Source organism: Mycobacterium parascrofulaceum ATCC BAA-614 (assembly GCF_000164135.1).
GTDB lineage: Bacteria > Actinomycetota > Actinomycetes > Mycobacteriales > Mycobacteriaceae > Mycobacterium > Mycobacterium parascrofulaceum.
Genome location: NZ_GG770553.1, coordinates 1,297,454 through 1,312,449, shown reverse-complemented (window position 1 = coordinate 1,312,449; position 14,996 = coordinate 1,297,454). Strand labels below are relative to the sequence as shown.

15 protein-coding genes and 2 pseudogenes are annotated in these 14,996 nt (G+C 71.8%); 8 read left to right on the top strand and 9 right to left on the bottom strand.

Features of this window, described 5'->3' with window-relative positions; translation table 11 throughout:
• Positions 1-506, bottom strand: a pseudogene (locus HMPREF0591_RS32980) (hypothetical protein); the annotation flags it as partial.
• A gap of 11 nt (positions 507-517) precedes the next feature.
• On the bottom strand, positions 518-1,042 hold the full coding sequence (locus HMPREF0591_RS06170) for a mycothiol transferase (RefSeq protein ID WP_007167586.1): 525 nt from the start codon (positions 1,040-1,042) through the stop codon (positions 518-520).
• A gap of 54 nt (positions 1,043-1,096) precedes the next feature.
• Between HMPREF0591_RS06170 and HMPREF0591_RS06165 the strand changes: the two genes are divergently transcribed.
• From HMPREF0591_RS06165 to HMPREF0591_RS06150, 4 genes are read left to right on the top strand one after another with little or no spacing between them, the layout of a single operon-like run.
• Entirely contained in the window at positions 1,097-2,839 is a 1,743-nt protein-coding gene (locus HMPREF0591_RS06165) for an N-acyl-D-amino-acid deacylase family protein (protein ID WP_007167585.1), read from the top strand.
• A 38-nt stretch (positions 2,840-2,877) separates the two neighbouring features.
• Positions 2,878-3,483, top strand: a complete 606-nt coding sequence (locus tag HMPREF0591_RS30260) for a PPE family protein (RefSeq protein ID WP_007167584.1) — start codon at positions 2,878-2,880, stop codon at positions 3,481-3,483.
• Positions 3,484-3,513: 30 nt separating this feature from the next.
• Complete coding sequence (locus tag HMPREF0591_RS06155) at positions 3,514-3,915, top strand: hypothetical protein (RefSeq protein ID WP_007167583.1); 402 nt, start codon at positions 3,514-3,516, stop codon at positions 3,913-3,915.
• On the top strand, positions 3,912-4,526 hold the full coding sequence (locus HMPREF0591_RS06150) for a carboxymuconolactone decarboxylase family protein (RefSeq protein WP_007167582.1): 615 nt from the start codon (positions 3,912-3,914) through the stop codon (positions 4,524-4,526). The genes HMPREF0591_RS06155 and HMPREF0591_RS06150 overlap by 4 nt, the downstream gene beginning before the upstream one ends.
• Here HMPREF0591_RS06150 and HMPREF0591_RS06145 read toward each other — a convergent pair.
• From HMPREF0591_RS06145 to HMPREF0591_RS06135, 3 genes are all read right to left on the bottom strand, one after another.
• The gene (locus HMPREF0591_RS06145) at positions 4,515-5,339 is read right to left on the bottom strand and encodes an SDR family NAD(P)-dependent oxidoreductase (RefSeq protein WP_007167581.1); all 825 of its coding nucleotides are present in this window, start codon (positions 5,337-5,339) and stop codon (positions 4,515-4,517) included. The two genes, HMPREF0591_RS06150 and HMPREF0591_RS06145, sit on opposite strands and share 12 nt — an antisense overlap.
• A gap of 254 nt (positions 5,340-5,593) precedes the next feature.
• Positions 5,594-7,219: a chaperonin GroEL gene (gene groL / locus HMPREF0591_RS06140; RefSeq protein ID WP_007167580.1), complete on the bottom strand. Its 1,626-nt coding sequence runs from the start codon at positions 7,217-7,219 to the stop codon at positions 5,594-5,596.
• Between the two features lie 203 nt (positions 7,220-7,422).
• A complete protein-coding gene (locus HMPREF0591_RS06135; RefSeq protein WP_007167579.1) occupies positions 7,423-7,989 on the bottom strand; it encodes a TetR/AcrR family transcriptional regulator in 567 nt (188 codons plus the stop codon).
• Positions 7,990-8,090: 101 nt separating this feature from the next.
• Between HMPREF0591_RS06135 and HMPREF0591_RS06130 the strand changes: the two genes are divergently transcribed.
• Positions 8,091-9,005 carry an SDR family NAD(P)-dependent oxidoreductase gene (locus tag HMPREF0591_RS06130; RefSeq protein WP_007167578.1) on the top strand — a complete coding sequence of 305 codons (915 nt, stop codon included), beginning with the start codon at positions 8,091-8,093 and terminating at the stop codon, positions 9,003-9,005.
• Between the two features lie 15 nt (positions 9,006-9,020).
• Here the strand turns inward: HMPREF0591_RS06130 and HMPREF0591_RS06125 are convergent, their stop codons facing one another.
• Complete coding sequence (locus HMPREF0591_RS06125; RefSeq protein WP_007167577.1) at positions 9,021-9,755, bottom strand: M24 family metallopeptidase; 735 nt, start codon at positions 9,753-9,755, stop codon at positions 9,021-9,023.
• Here HMPREF0591_RS06125 and HMPREF0591_RS06120 point away from each other — a divergent pair.
• Positions 9,754-10,260, top strand: a complete 507-nt coding sequence (locus HMPREF0591_RS06120; RefSeq protein ID WP_007167576.1) for a cupin domain-containing protein — start codon at positions 9,754-9,756, stop codon at positions 10,258-10,260. The genes HMPREF0591_RS06125 and HMPREF0591_RS06120 overlap by 2 nt on opposite strands.
• 37 nt (positions 10,261-10,297) lie before the next feature.
• On the opposite strand, the gene HMPREF0591_RS06115 is transcribed toward HMPREF0591_RS06120, so the two are convergent.
• Together HMPREF0591_RS06115 and HMPREF0591_RS06110 are read right to left on the bottom strand one after the other, a co-directional pair.
• Positions 10,298-11,740, bottom strand: a complete 1,443-nt coding sequence (locus HMPREF0591_RS06115; RefSeq protein WP_007167575.1) for a flavin-containing monooxygenase — start codon at positions 11,738-11,740, stop codon at positions 10,298-10,300.
• Positions 11,731-12,204, bottom strand: a complete 474-nt coding sequence (locus HMPREF0591_RS06110; RefSeq protein WP_007167574.1) for a VOC family protein — start codon at positions 12,202-12,204, stop codon at positions 11,731-11,733. Before HMPREF0591_RS06110 ends, HMPREF0591_RS06115 begins: the two co-directional genes overlap by 10 nt.
• A gap of 74 nt (positions 12,205-12,278) precedes the next feature.
• Here HMPREF0591_RS06110 and moeA point away from each other — a divergent pair, with 74 nt between their 5' ends.
• Positions 12,279-13,484, top strand: coding sequence for a molybdopterin molybdotransferase MoeA (moeA, locus tag HMPREF0591_RS06105; protein WP_007167573.1), 1,206 nt, complete (start codon positions 12,279-12,281; stop codon positions 13,482-13,484).
• A gap of 13 nt (positions 13,485-13,497) precedes the next feature.
• Here the strand turns inward: moeA and HMPREF0591_RS06100 are convergent, their stop codons facing one another.
• Complete coding sequence (locus HMPREF0591_RS06100; RefSeq protein ID WP_007167572.1) at positions 13,498-14,697, bottom strand: MFS transporter; 1,200 nt, start codon at positions 14,695-14,697, stop codon at positions 13,498-13,500.
• A gap of 65 nt (positions 14,698-14,762) precedes the next feature.
• Here HMPREF0591_RS06100 and HMPREF0591_RS06095 point away from each other — a divergent pair.
• Positions 14,763-14,996: pseudogene (locus HMPREF0591_RS06095) on the top strand (phosphatidylserine decarboxylase family protein); the annotation flags it as partial.

Sequence of the window (14,996 nt, the reverse complement as noted above, 5' to 3'; positions counted from 1 at the left end):
AGCGGGCTGAGCCGGCCCGGCCGCAGCGTTTTGGGCGCCGATGCCGTCAGCGGAACAGTCAGCGCCGGAGGGACTTTCACGTTGTGGCTGCGCAGTATCGGCTGCATCGAGGCCTCCCTGAGCATCGGCGCCACGTCGACCGCCCACGACCCGCCGGCCGCGTCGCCGGTGAACAACCAGCGGTGCGCGGCGCGGTTCGCCTCGGCGAACGACGCCGGAAAGGCCGGCCCGGCCGTGAATGCGGCCGCCGCCCCGTGCAGCTCCGCGCTGTCGACCGGCTGTCGCCCGCCGTTGCGGGCCGCGACGAGGGCCGCCGCGCGGTTGGTCAGCTCGTCCGCGGCGGCGGACTGCAGCGCCGGGTCGGCCGCGGCGCGCTGGGCGAGCGCGGCGTAGCCGCCCTCGCTGACGACGTTGCACTGCAGCCAGGCCGCCGGGATCGCCACGGCCAGCGCGACGGTCGTGGCCAGCCACAGCACAGCCCGCAGGACCGCGGCCGCGAATCGCACGGCGGGAGAACCTAGGGCGCGATTCCGCGCACGTAGGCGGCCTGCCCGAGGTGCTGGGCGCAGTCGTCGATGATGCTCACCAGCCGCGCGCTGGCCGTCACCGGCGGGTCCCAGTTGGTGTCGACCACCCGCTCCAGCTCGGCGGCGGTCACGCCGGCGACGTACTCCAGGGTCAGCTTGTGCACCGCGTGGTAGTAACCGGACAGCAGGTCCGCGGGCGCCTTGACCTTCGCGACCTGCTCGGGGCCGTGCCCGTAGCCGGTGTCGTTGCGCGGCAGGTCCAGTGCGAAGCGGTCCACCCAGCCGTCGCGCAACCACACCTGCTCGACGCCGGCCACGTCGGCCAGCTGGATGTCCTGCACCCGCGCGCTGTGCCATAGCAGCCACGCGATGCTGTTGGCGTCCGGGGTCACGCGATAATCGGCGACCGCGTCGGTCAGGCCGTCGGCGATCTCGTCGACGTGTTCGATCAACCGGGTGAAGGCGTCGCGGAGCAGTTCCTGGACGGCGGCGTCGGGGCTGGAGTCGTTGGCCATACCAGCGACACTAGAGCCTGGCACGACCCGCCGGCACGGTCGTAGATTGTTTGGATGACTTACGACCTGATCATCCGGAACGGCACGATCGTCGACGGGCTGGGGGGTGAGCCGTATGTCGGCGACGTCGCGGTGGCGGGCGGCGTCATCGCGGCGGTGGGTCACGTCAACGGGGAGGCCGCCGGGCGGGAGATCGACGCCACCGGGCTGCTGGTCACGCCGGGCTTCGTCGACCTGCACACCCACTACGACGGCCAGTCCATCTGGTCGGAACGCCTGACGCCCTCGTCGGCGCACGGGGTGACCACGGTGGTGATGGGCAACTGCGGCGTCGGCTTCGCGCCGTGCCGCCAGGAAGACCACGACGTGCTCGTCGACGTGATGGCCGGGGTCGAGGACATCCCCGGCGTCGTCATGACCGACGGCCTGCCCTGGACGTGGGAGACGTTCCCCGAGTACCTGGACGCGCTGGAGGCCGGCCGGCGGGACATCGACGTCGCCGCCTACCTGCCGCACTCCCCGCTGCGGGTCTACGTGATGGGCCAGCGCGGCGCCGACCGCGAACCGGCGACCGCCGAGGACCTGGCCAAGATGCGGGCGCTGGCCAAGGAGGCGGTCGAGGTGGGGGCGCTGGGCTTCGCGTCGTCGCGGCTGACCATCCACAAGACCGAGAGCGGTTCGCCCATCCCGAGCTACGACGCCGCCCGCGAAGAGATCGAGGAGATCGCCCGCGGTGTCGTCGACGGCGGCGGCGGGCTGCTGCAGTTCGTGCCGGACATCCCGGCCGGCGGCTACGAGCCGGTGTTGCAGACGGTGTTCGACGTGGCCGAGGAGGTCGGCCTGCCGCTGACGTTCACGTTGGTCGTCGCGAACGCCGGCGATCCCACCTGGCCGGACGCCATCACGATGATCGAGAAGGCGAATTCCCGGGCCGGCGCGGCCGACCCCCAGATCACCGCGCAGCTGCTGCCGCGCCCGATCGGGTTGATCATCGGGCTGCAGCTGACCGCCAACCCGTTCGTGCTCTACCCCAGCTACCGGGAGATCGCGCACCTGCCGCTGGCCGAGCGGGTCGCCGAGATGCGCAAGCCCGAGGTGCGCGCGCGCATCCTGGCCGACAAGCCCGGCGCCGGCCATCCGATCCTGTACGTGGCGCAGATGTGGGACTGGATCTTTCCGCTGGGCGACACCCCGGACTACGAGCCCGACCCGGCGACCAGCATCGGGGCCCGGGCCCGGGCCCGCGGCGTGGACCCGATGGAGGAGGCCTACGACCGGCTGCTCGACGACGACGGCCGCGCCATGCTGTTGGTGGCGACCAGCAACCTGCAGGACAACTCGCTGGACACCGTCGGGGAATTGCTGCACCGCGACGACGTGGTGCTGGGCCTCGGCGACGGGGGCGCGCACTACGGGATGATCTGCGACGCCAGCTACTCGACCTACTTCCTGGCGCACTGGGCGCGCGACCGCAAGTCGGGGCGGTTCACCGTGCCGGCGGCCGTCCGCGAGCTGACGTCGGTGCCGGCCCGCGTCGCAGGGCTGGGCGACCGCGGGCGCATCGCGGCCGGGTACAAGGCCGACCTCAACGTCATCGACCACGCGGCGTTGCGGCTGCACAAACCGGTGATCGCCTACGACCTGCCGGCCGGGGGCCGGCGCCTGGATCAGACCGCCGACGGGTACGTCGCGACGATCGTGGCCGGCGAGGTGATCGCGGAGAACGGCGTGCCCACCGACGCGCGCCCGGGCAAGTTGGTCCGCGGCCGGCAACCCCGGCCGGTACCCGCGCAATAACGCCACCAAAGCCGCCGAATCCCGGGTAAGTTAAGCCCGTGACGAGCCCGCATTTTGCGTGGTTGCCGCCAGAAGTCAACTCGGCACGAATCTTTTCGGGTCCCGGAGCCGGGCCGCTGCTTGCTGCCGCGGAAGCGTGGGACGGGCTGGCCGAGGACCTGGCATCGTCAGCATCGTCGTTTTCTTCGGTGACGTCAAATCTCGCCAACGGATCCTGGCAGGGGCCATCCTCGGCGGCGATGATGGCCCTCGCCACGCACTACGTGAGCTGGCTGAGCGCGGCGGCGGCCCAGGCCCAGGCCGTGTCCAGCCAGGCCTCGGCGGTCGCGGCCGCGTTCGAGGGGGCGCTGGCGGCCACGGTCCAGCCGGCGGTGGTGGCGGCCAACCGTGCGCTGGCGCACGCGTTGTCGAGCAACAACTGGCTGGCCCAGAACACCCCCGCGATCGCCGACATCGAGGCCGCCTACGACCAGATGTGGGCGTCGGACGTGGAGGCGATGTACGGCTACCACGCCGACGCGTCGGCGGCCGTGGAGAAGCTGGCGCCCTGGCAGCAGGTTCTGCAGAACCTCGGCTTCCACTTCAGCAGCAGCGGTCAGCTGACGTTCGGCCTGCCGGCGGCGCGGGTTCCGCGCACGCTGTAACGCCCCGGCCCGCGCCTATCCTGGAGCGTCATGCGCACCAAGAAGCAGGTGGACATCGAGCGGCTCGCCGCCGCCCTGCCCAACTATCCGTACGCGTACCTGATCACCGTCGACGACGACTATCGCGCGCACACCGTGACGGTCGAGCCGCGGCTGCGCGAGGCGACCCTCGACATCGGCCTGATCGGCGGCCGCACCCGGCAGAACCTGGCCCGGCGCCGCGACGTCACCCTGCTGTGGCCCCCGACCGAGCCCGGCGGCTATTCGCTGATCGTCGACGGCACGGCCGAGGTGGCCCCGGATAACCGAGCGGGAGACGCCGTCCGCCTGGGCGTGGTGCCCACCCGCGCGCTGTTGCATCGCGAGGCCGACCCCGACTCCCCCGGCGCGGCCAAGGGCTGCCTGCACGACTGCGTGGTGTTCTCCCGGTGAGCCGCGTCGCCCCGCTCGCCCCGCCGTGGAGCGAGGAAGACGCCGCGGGCATCAACAGCTGGGGCCATCCGGACCGCGCCTATGAGCCGCTGCTGCTGGTGCGCTGCCTGCAGCGCCATCCGGCGCTGGCCACCCGGCTGCGCAAGCTCGGCGAATCCCTTTATGTCGCAGCCCTTTTGCCGGCCCGGACGCGGACGATCGCGATCCTGCGCACCTGCGCGCTGGTCGGCTGCGCGTACGAGTGGGGCGGGCAGGCGGCGTTCTGGGGACCGATCGCCGGCGTCAGCGACGACGAGTGCGACGCGCTGGTGACCGGCGGCCCCGACGACCCGCGGTGGAGCCCGGCGGAGCGGTCGCTGATCGCGGCGGTGGACGAGTGCGAGCGCACCGGCTCGTGGTCGGAGCCGACCTGGGTGGCGCTCGGGGGCTTCCTCACCGACGAGCAGCGGATCGAATTGCTCACGGCCGTCGGCTGGTATCGCACCATCTCCACGCTGTGCAACGCGCTCGCGCTCCCGGTGGAGGGCTGGATGCGGCCCTGGCCCGAGGCCGATGGCGGCGACCCGCTTCCCCCGGCTCCGGCGCGCTCGCGATCGCCGCTAGCTGGCTGACCGGTCCCGTTTCAGGCCCGGGTGCTGGCTCTTCAGCAGCGGCAGCAGCAGCCGTCGCGGCATGAACTGGAACAGCCGGGTGGACAGTTGGCTCGGCAGCCCGGCGATCACGGTGCCGCGGTCGTGCTCGAGGGCGTCGACCCCGGCGCGCGCCACCTCCCGCGACGGCATCCACATGAACTTCGGGAAGGCGTCGGCGAACTTGCGCTCGTCCATCCCCGCGTTCTTCAGGAACTCGGTGCGCACCGGCCCCGGGCACAGCAGCGCGACGGTGACGCCGGTGTCGGCCAGTTCGCCCCGTACGCCCTCGGTGTAGGTCTTCACGAACGCCTTGGCGGCGGCGTAGCCGGCCTGGCCCGGGAACGGGTGGTAGCCGGCCGTGGATCCGACGTTGAGGATGGCGCCGCGCCCCCGCGGCACCATCTGCTGGACCGCGCGGGTGGTCAGGTCGATGACCGCCTCGACATTGACCCGCACCTGGGCGATCTCGTCGGCGACACGCGTCGTCGTCACCGATCCGATGGTGCCGACGCCGGCGTTGTTCACCAGGATGTCAGTGGTCAGCCCGCGGCGTTCCACCTCGTCCAGCAGGCCGGCGCGGGCCGTCGCGTCCGCGACGTCGCAGGCGATCACCTCGACGCGCACGCCTTGCGCCAGTTCGTCGGCCAGCTCGCGCAGCCGGTCTTCGCGGCGGGCGACGAGCGTGACGCCGTGGCCCCGAGCGGCCAGTTCGCGCGCGATGTCGGCGCCGATGCCCGACGATGCGCCGGTCACGACGGCGGTGGCGGCGGGTGAGGGGGTGGGAAGGGCCACGCCGTCGAACCTACCGGGCGCCGAGTGTCACGCGCCGCCCAGCGTCACGCCGGCCGCCGAGTGTCACCCGTCGCCGAGTGTCACCCGTCGCCGAGCGTCACGCTGGCGTGACGGCCGGCGTCGAGGGCCACGCTGGCGTGACGCTCGGCGAGGACAGGGCCCCCGGGCGCACGAAAAAGCCCGGCCCCGAGAGGGAGCCGGGCTTTTTCGTGCTTCGGACTTTTCCAATGCTTCGGACTTTTCCGCTCCTGGACTTAGAAGTCCATGCCGCCCATGCCGCCGGTCGGGTCGCCCGCGGGAGCGGCCGCCTTCTCCGGCTTGTCGGCGACGACGGCCTCGGTCGTCAGGAACAGCCCGGCGATGGACGCCGCGTTCTGCAGCGCCGAGCGGGTCACCTTGACCGGGTCGGCGACGCCGGCCTTGAGCAGGTCCTCGTACTCACCGGTGGCGGCGTTCAGGCCGGTCCCGGCGGGCGAGTTGCTGACCTTCTCGGCGACCACGCCGGGCTCCAGCCCGGAGTTGAAGGCGATCTGCTTCAGCGGTGCCGACAGCGCGACGCGCACGATGTTGACGCCGGTCGCCTCGTCGCCGTCGAGCTTGAGCTCGTCCAGGGCCGGGGACGCGTGCAGCAGGGCCACGCCACCGCCGGCGACGATGCCCTCCTCGACGGCCGCCTTGGCGTTGCGGACCGCGTCCTCGATGCGGTGCTTGCGCTCCTTGAGCTCCACCTCGGTGGCGGCGCCGGCCTTGATCACCGCAACACCGCCGGCCAGCTTGGCCAGGCGCTCCTGCAGCTTCTCGCGGTCGTAGTCGGAGTCGCTGTTCTCGATCTCCTGGCGGATCTGGGCCACGCGACCGGCGATGGCGTCGGTGTCACCGGCGCCCTCGACGATGGTGGTCTCGTCCTTGGTGACGACGACCTTGCGGGCCTTGCCGAGCAGCGCGACGTCGGCGCTCTCCAGGGACAGGCCGACCTCCTCGCTGATCACCTGACCACCGGTGAGGATCGCCATGTCCTGCAGCATCGCCTTGCGGCGGTCACCGAAGCCGGGGGCCTTGACCGCCACCGACTTGAAGGTGCCGCGGATCTTGTTGACGACCAGGGTGGAAAGCGCCTCGCCCTCGACGTCCTCGGCGATGATCAGCAGCGGCTTGCCGGCCTGGATGACCTTCTCCAGCAGCGGGAGGAGGTCCTTGACCGTCGACACCTTGGAGCTGACCAGCAGGATGTAGGGGTCCTCGAGGACCGCTTCCTGCCGCTCGGCGTCGGTGACGAAGTAGCCCGAGATGTAGCCCTTGTCGAACCGCATGCCCTCGGTGAGCTCGAGCTGCAGGCCGAAGGTGTTGGACTCCTCGACGGTGATGACGCCCTCGTTGCCGACCTTGTCCATCGCCTCGGCGATCAGGTCACCGATCGACTGGTCACCGGCCGAGATGGCCGCGGTGGCAGCGATCTGCTCCTTGGTCTCGACCTCCTTGGCCTGCTTGAGCAGCGTCTCGGTGACCTTCTCGACGGCCTTCTCGATGCCGCGCTTGAGGCTCAGCGGGTTGGCGCCGGCCGCGACGTTCCGCAGACCCTCTTTCACCAGCGCCTGGGCCAGCACCGTGGCCGTCGTCGTGCCGTCACCGGCGACGTCGTCGGTCTTCTTGGCGACTTCCTTGACCAGCTCGGCGCCGATCTTCTCGTACGGGTCCTCCAGCTCGATCTCCTTGGCGATGGACACACCATCGTTGGTGATCGTGGGGGCACCCCACTTCTTCTCCAGGACGACGTTGCGACCCTTGGGGCCCAGCGTCACCTTTACCGCGTCGGCGAGGGCGTTGAGCCCCCGCTCGAGGCCGCGACGGGCCTCTTCGTCGTACGCAATTGTCTTGGCCATTGCGAAGTGATTCCTCCGGATCGGGAATGACACCGGGTGGCCACGGGTGGCCACCCCATTACTTACGCTGGCCGGGTGCAGTGCCCGCGACGGACGACCCCAGGTGTCTGCTGGTCTCACCGTCCCGACCTAGCACTCGCTAGTCGCGAGTGCCAACGTCATTCTTAGCACTCGCCTATGCCGAGTGCAAGAACAGTTCGCGCCTATCGCGGCGGGCGTAAACCGTCGATGACGACGTCGGTCGCCCGCTCGGCCAGCCCCGAGTCGTAGGCCTGCATCGCCTGGCAGCCGACGAGGATCGCCTTCACGTCCCGCATGTCGACGTCGCGCCGTGCGGTGCCCGCCCGCTGGGCGGCGCGCAGCAGCTCGCCCAGCATGGCCTTGAAGGCGTCTTCGGCCTCGGGCGCGGCGCATTCGATGTCGATGCCGTACCCGGCCAGGGCGTCGACGAGGCCGCGGTCCGCGGCCCCCCACTGCAGCACCATCGAGCGCAGGAAGGCGAAGAGCGCCTCGCCGGGGCCCTCGGTTTCCAGCAGGGCGTGGCCGTCGTCGACGAGCCGCTGCATGCGGTTCTCGATCACCGCCGTGAACAGCGCCTCCTTGGTCGGGAAGTGCCGGTAGACGGTGCCGGCGCCGACGCCCGCGCGGCGGGCGACCTCGTCGATCGGCACCGACAGGCCCTCCGCGGCGAAGGTCGCGTAGGCGACGTCCAGCACGCGCGCCCGGTTGCGCGCCGCGTCGGCCCGCAACGGCCGTGCGGGTTGCGTCATGTGTTCACCATCCAGGTTGACAAAACGGGGCGCGCGTTCCGTATAGTTCCAGTCAACCGGAGCGCTCGCCCCGTTTAGTCTAGACGTTAGAGGAGAAACCCATGGGCAACTGGACCGTCGCGGACATCCCCGACCAGACCGGGAGGGTCGCCGTCATCACCGGGGCCAACACCGGCCTCGGCTACGAGACCGCGGCCGCGCTGGCCGACCACGGCGCCCGCGTCGTCCTGGCCGTACGCAACCTGGACAAGGGCAAGGATGCCGCCGCCCGGATCGCCGCCAAGAGCCCCGGCGCCGACGTGGCGCTGCAGGAGCTCGACCTGACATCCCTGGACTCCGTCCGCACGGCGGCCGAACGGCTCAAGTCCGACTATGACCACATCGACCTGCTGATCAACAACGCCGGCGTCATGTACACGCCGAAGGAAACCACCAAGGACGGCTTCGAGCTGCAGTTCGGCACCAACCACCTGGGCCACTTCGCGCTCACCGGCCTGCTGCTGGAGCGGCTGCTGCCGGTCCCCGGCTCGCGGGTCGTGACGGTGAGCAGCATGGGCCACCGCATCCTCGCCGACATCCACTTCGACGACCTGCAGTGGGAGCGCTCCTACAACCGGGTTGCGGCCTACGGGCAAGCTAAGCTCGCCAACCTGCTGTTCACCTACGAGCTGCAACGCCGCCTCGCCCCCCACGGGACGACGATCGCCGCCGCCGCCCACCCCGGCGGGTCGAACACCGAGCTGGGCCGCTACACGCCGACGGTGTTCCGGCCGCTCGTCAACGTGTTCTTCTCGGTGATCGCTCAGGACGCCGCGATGGGCGCCCTACCCACGCTGCGCGCCGCCACCGATCCGGCCGTGCTCGGCGGGCAGTACTACGGCCCCGACGGCTTCGCCGAGACCCGGGGCCACCCGAAGATCGTCTCGTCGAGCGCCAAGTCCCACGACCCCGACCGGCAGCGGCGGCTGTGGACCGTCTCGGAGGAGCTCACCGGCGTCCGCTATCCCGTGGGGTGAGCCCATGGATCGGCACTAAGGCAGGTCGAGCAGCTGCTCGTAGAACCCGCCGAAGCCGCGGGCCCGGTCGGCCAGATGGACCTCCAGGATCCAGTGGCAGGCGCGGCCGGCCGGGTCCGTGCGCCGCATCGGCTTGTGCGATCCCGGCATGATGTACCACTCGACGCCGGGGCCGGCGATCTTGCGGTGCGGGAACTCCCCGACCAGGTGCCCGGCGATCGGACTGGCGAACGCGAAGCCCTCGGCGTGCGCCACCCCGACGACGAAGTCGTACAGCTCGGCGCCGGTGACGTCCGGGTGCCCGTCGAAATACTCGCGCCCGGCCTGCCACACCCGGGGCAGGGCATCGCGGACGGCGGTCTTGTGCGGGTCGTCGCTCAGCACGAACGTTCGCCCGAAGTCGGCCTCCCACTCCGCGAAGATCGGCCCGAGATCCAGGAAGACGATGTCGCCGTCGGCCACCGCCCGGTCCGGCGGCCGCTCGCTGAAGGGTTGCAGCGTGTTCTCGCCGGCCCGCACGATCCGCCGATGCCAGTGCCGGGTGACCCCGAGCAGGTCCGCGGCGAGCCGGTTGATCTCGTCGGACAACTGCTTCTCGGTGACGCCGGGGCGGATCATGGCGCGTCGCTCGATCTCGGCGAACAGCCGCGCCGCCCTGGCCTGGGCGTCCAGCAGCCGGTCCACCCGAACTTCTTCCTCCGCCGCCGACGCCCCCACCCTGGCGATGGTATCGCCGCACACTGGAAGCATGTCCCTCGTCGTGCCGCCGTATCCCCCGCCCCGCTATACCGCAGACGAGCCGGAGGTCAGCGCCTGGCTCAAGCGCGCCCCCGAAAATGAAGGGGCGCCACCCGACTTCGAAACCGGGGGCGTCAAGTACCACTACCTGGCCGACCAGCGGGCCACCGACGGCGACTACGGCCTGTACCGGGTCGACCTGCCGCCGGCCGGCGGGGGCCCCGGCCCGCACTTTCACCGGGCGATGTCGGAGGCCTTCTTCGTGCTGGCCGGGACGATGAAGCTCTACGACGGCACCCGGTGGGCCGACGGCCACCGGGGCGACTTCCTCTATGTGCCGCCCGGCGCGGTGCACGGCTTCCGCAACGGGGCCGACGAACCGGCGTCCATCCTGATGCTCTTCGCGCCGGGCGCGCCGCGGGAGGCCTATTTCGAGGGCTTCGCGGCGCTGGCCGACATGACCGACGACGAACGCAGGGAGTGGTTCGTCCGCCACGACAACTACTGGGTGCAGTAGCGAGCCCGCCGGTGTGGATCACCTCGCGGGTCGGGGGTCACCCGCCCCAGCGGTAATCCGCGTCGGCCAGCTCGCGGGTGCGCTCGAAGAAAGTCCGCCCGCTGTACGGCAATTGGGTGACCACCTTGCCGCTGGGGTGCCGGAAGTAGTTGCTGCACGCCAGCCACACCTTGCCCGCCATGGCGGCCTGGATCTCGTCGTTGTAGCGGCGCTGCGCGCCGGGCGTCACCTCCACGGTGCGCGCGCCGCGCCCGGTCATGGCGTCGAGAATGTGGCGGACGAAGGTCGTCTGCGCCTCGTGGATGTAGATGATCGAGTTGACCCCGTTGGTGTTGGGGCCGTACAGGGTGAAGAAGTTGGGGTAGCCCGCCACCAGCGTGCCCAGGTACGCCTCGGCGCCGTCGTTCCAGTCGTCGGCGAGCCGGCGGCCGCCGGTCCCGTACACGTCGATGCTGGCCAGATAGTCGGTGGCCGTGAACCCGGTGCCGTAGATGATGGTGTCCACCCGGTGTTCCACGCCGTCGACCGTGCGCACCCCGCGTTCGGTCAGCTCGGCGATGGCGGCGGTCTCCAGGCTGACGTTGGGCAACGCGAACGTGGGGTACCAGTCGCGTGACATCAGCGGCCGCTTGCAGCCGGCCGGGTAGTCCGGTGTCAGCTTGGCGCGCAGCGCGGGGTCGGCGACCTTGCGCATCAGGTAACCGCGGGCCAGCTCGGTCGCCTCGCGGGTCTGGGCGGCGTCGGCGTCGAAGCTGGCCGACTCGTAGGCGTCGAAGGCCTCGTCGCGCAGCTTGCGCGCCAGGGCCGGGTCGCGCTCGAAGAGCTCCTGCTGCTCGGGCGTGAACGGGAAGTCGAAGCGGGGCGCGATCCAGATCGGGGTCCGCTGAAACACGGTCAGGTGCGCGGTCTCTTGCGCGATCGCGGGCACGTACTGGATCGCGCTGGCGCCGGTGCCGATGGACGCCACCCGCTCCCCGGCCGTCGACTTGCTGTGGTCCCAGCGCGCCGAATGGAATCGGCGGCCTCGAAATCGATGTGCGCCGCGTATGTCCGGGACGTAGGGCACGTCGAGCATCCCGACGGCGCTGACCACCACGTCGAACCGGTGCTCGCGGCCGTCGGCGTCGGTCAGCGTCCAGCGCCGCCCGGTGTCCGACCAGCGCACGGTGGTGACCGCGGTGTTCGCCCGCAGGTGCGGCCCCAGCCGGTGGTCGGCGGCGACCTTCTCCAGGTACGCCAGGATCTCGGGCTGGTTGGCGTAGGTCTTGCTCCACCGCGGGTTGGGCGCAAACGAATACGAGTACAGGTGCGACGGGACGTCGCAGGCCGCACCCGGGAATGTGTTGTGCCGCCAGGTGCCGCCGAACCCGTCGGCCCGGTCGAAGATGGTGAAGTCGTAGCCGCCCTCGGCCAGCTGGATGCCCATGGCGATGCCACCGGCGCCCGCGCCGATGATCCCGACGCGCGGCTTCACCCCCATTGCGCGAAGTATGGTCGCTGCGGTCGGCTCTTCTCCACCAGGATGAACACCACGCCCCACGGGTCGGCGAACCAGGTGGTGCGGACCCGCGCGACCTCCGCGATCCCGCTGACCAGGAAGCGCACCCCCTTGCTCTCCAGCTCCGCCCGGGTGGCGTCGAGGTCCTCACAGATCAGCCCGACGTGGGACAGCCCGTGGTCGGTGAGGGCCCGGCCGGCCCCGGCGCCGTCGGCCTCCAGGTACTCGATGACCTCGAGCACCCGGTCGCCGTCGCCGTCGAAACCCACGACGGCCGCTTTCATGCCGGGGTCGGCCACCAGCTCGCCCATGTCGTTGCGAATGGCGTTACCGGTCATCACGTAGGGCGGCGAGAGCACACGCAGGCCCAACACGTCGCGGTAGAACGCCACCGCGGCCTCGCAGTCCGGGACGCACACCCCGGTGTGGGCCAGCCCGGTAATCACGTTCTCAACCTTACGACGGCCCGCCCGGCGTCACCGGGGTCAGCGGGCAGATTCCGGCCGCCGATAATGGGCGGGTGCGGTCGGTCGAAGAACATCAGCGCGTCGTATCCGAACTGATCCGTCCCCGGCCGGCGGCCACCGCCGCGCTGGCCGAGGCCCAGGGGCTGGTGCTGGCCGACGACGTGGTCGCCGGGCTGGCGCTGCCGGTCTTCGACAACTCCGCGATGGACGGGTACGCGGTGCGCGCCGAGGACACCTCGGGCGCCTCCCCCGAGCACCCGGTGGTGCTCGAGGTCGCCGAGGACATCCCCGCCGGGCGCACCGACGAGCTGACACTGCGGCCCCGCACCGCGCACCGCATCATGACCGGCGCGCCGCTGCCCGCCGGCGCGACGGCCGTCGTGCCGGTCGAGGACACCGACGGCGGCGTGGACGTCGTGTCCATCCGCGCGCCGCGCGAGCCCGGCCGGCACATCCGGCGCGCGGGTGAGGACGTCGCGCCCGGCACCACGGTGCTGCGGCGCGGCCAGGTGGTGACGCCCGCCGTGCTCGGCCTGGCCGCGGCGTTGGGCCTGGCCGGGCTCCCGGTGCTGCCGCGCCAGCGGGTGCTGGTGATATCGACCGGCTCGGAGCTGGTGCCGCCGGGCGGCCCGCTGCGGCCGGGGCAGATCTACGAGTCCAACTCGATCATGCTGGCGGCGGCCGTCCGCGACGCCGGCGCCGACGTGGTCGCCGTGGCGACCGCCGAAGACGACGTCGCGCAGTTCGGCGCGCTCATCGACCGGTATGCCGGCGAGGCCGACCTGATCATCACCAGCGGCGGGGTCAGCGCCGGCGCCTACGAGGTGGTCAAGGACGCGTTCGGCCGCGAGGGCGACCAGGGTGTGGAGTTCGTCAAGGTGGCGATGCAGCCGGGCATGCCGCAGGGCATCGGCCGGGTGGCCGGCACGACGATCGTCACCCTGCCCGGCAACCCGGTCAGCGCGCTGGTGTCCTTCGAGGTGTTCATCCGGCCCGCGCTGCGCAGCGCGATGGGCCTGCCCGACCCGGACCGGCCGCACCGGGCCGCCGTGCTCACCGAATCGTTGACCTCGCCGCGCGGCAAGCGGCAGTTCCGCCGGGCGGTGCTGGACCGCGACGCCGGCACCGTGATCAGTTACGGCCCGCCGGCCTCGCATCACCTGCGCTGGCTGGCGTCGGCGAACGCGCTGCTCGACATCCCCGAGGACGTGGTGGAGGTGGCGGAGGGCACCGAGCTGCAGGTCTGGGACCTCACCTAGCCGGCAATCAGGCTCAGCCGGCGGGGGTGGCCACCTGCCGATGGAAGTCGTCGGCCCGGTCGAACGCGGCGGCGCAGCGGATCGCGACGGCGACGATCGTCATCAGCACCGGGATCGTCACCAGCGCCGCCGACAGCCCGACCCGGTCGGCCAGGTGGCCGATCAGCGGCGGCCCCAGCAGGTAGCCCAGCCAGCCCGTCGCGGCGACGAGCGCAATCGCCGAGCCCGCCCCGCCCGCGCCGTACGCGGCGCTGAACGCGGTCGGCACCAGCAGCGCCACGCCGACCCCCAGGCACGCGAAACCGGCAACGCTGACAACGGGATTCGCGGTCGCCAGCGTCACGCCCATGCCCGCCGCGGCGAACAGCGCCAGCGCCGGCAGCAACCGGCGGGCCGACAGCCGCGCGTGCAGGCGAAGCGCGCCCAGCCGGGTGACGACCATCGTCAGCGTGTAGGCCGCGTAGCTCAACGCGCCGATACCGGACCCGGCGCCGACGACGTTGCGCAGGTAATTGGCCGACCAGTCGGTGGCGGCGCCCTCGCACAGGAACGACACGAAGGCCACCGCGGCAAGGATCGCGACGGCCGGGGTCATCCGGGCCCGTCCGGACCCCCGCCGGGGTGGCGCCGCGGCCGCGGGTTCCGGGATCAGCCCGCGCGCCGGCGCCAACACGACGATCAGCATCACCAGTCCGACCACCGCCAACTGCGGTGTCAGGCCGACGCCTGCGGCGACGCACGCCGCGCCGATCAGCGCGCCCAGCAACGCGCCCAGGCTCCACATGCCGTGGAAGCGCGCCATGATGGGCGCCCGCGCCCGGCGCTCGACCGTGCCCGCCTGGGTGTTCATCGCGACGTCCAGCCCGCCCTGGAACATCCCCCACACAGCCAGCGCCGCGAACAGCCACGGCCCGGACCGGGCCAGCCCCACGCCCGTCCCCGCCAGCGCGTAGCCGGCGGCCGTGACCGGAACCAGTCGGTGGCTGCCCCAGCGCGGCAGCGCCCAGTGGCTGGCCAGGGTGGCGATCACCGACCCGAGCGGCGCCCCGAACAGGGCCGTGCCCAACGCCGCGTCGGACAGGCCAAGCCCGGCCTTGACGTGGGGGATGTGGGCGGCCCACGAGGAGAACGCCATGGCGTGGGCGATGAACACGGCGGTGACGGCGAACTTGGCGCGCCGCAGCCCCGGCGCCCCCGCCTCGATGGGATCCATGTCGAAGGTGGGCGTTCCCCGTGCGGGCGGGAACCAACCGGCCGCTCCTTTCGTAAGATGGCCGCGTGGCACGACGCCCCCGCCCTATCGGCCCCACGGCCGAGGATCCGACGTTCAGCCCCCAGCACGCGTTGGAGTTGGTGCGCTCGACCGTCCCGCCCGTGCACCCGGCCGGCCGCCCGTTCATCGCCGGCGGACTGGCGGTGGCGCTGGCCGGCCGCAGGCACCGGTGGATACGGCGGGCCGGCCTGCTGGCGGCGGCGGCCTGCGCGGGGTTCTTCCGCCACCCGCCGCGGGTG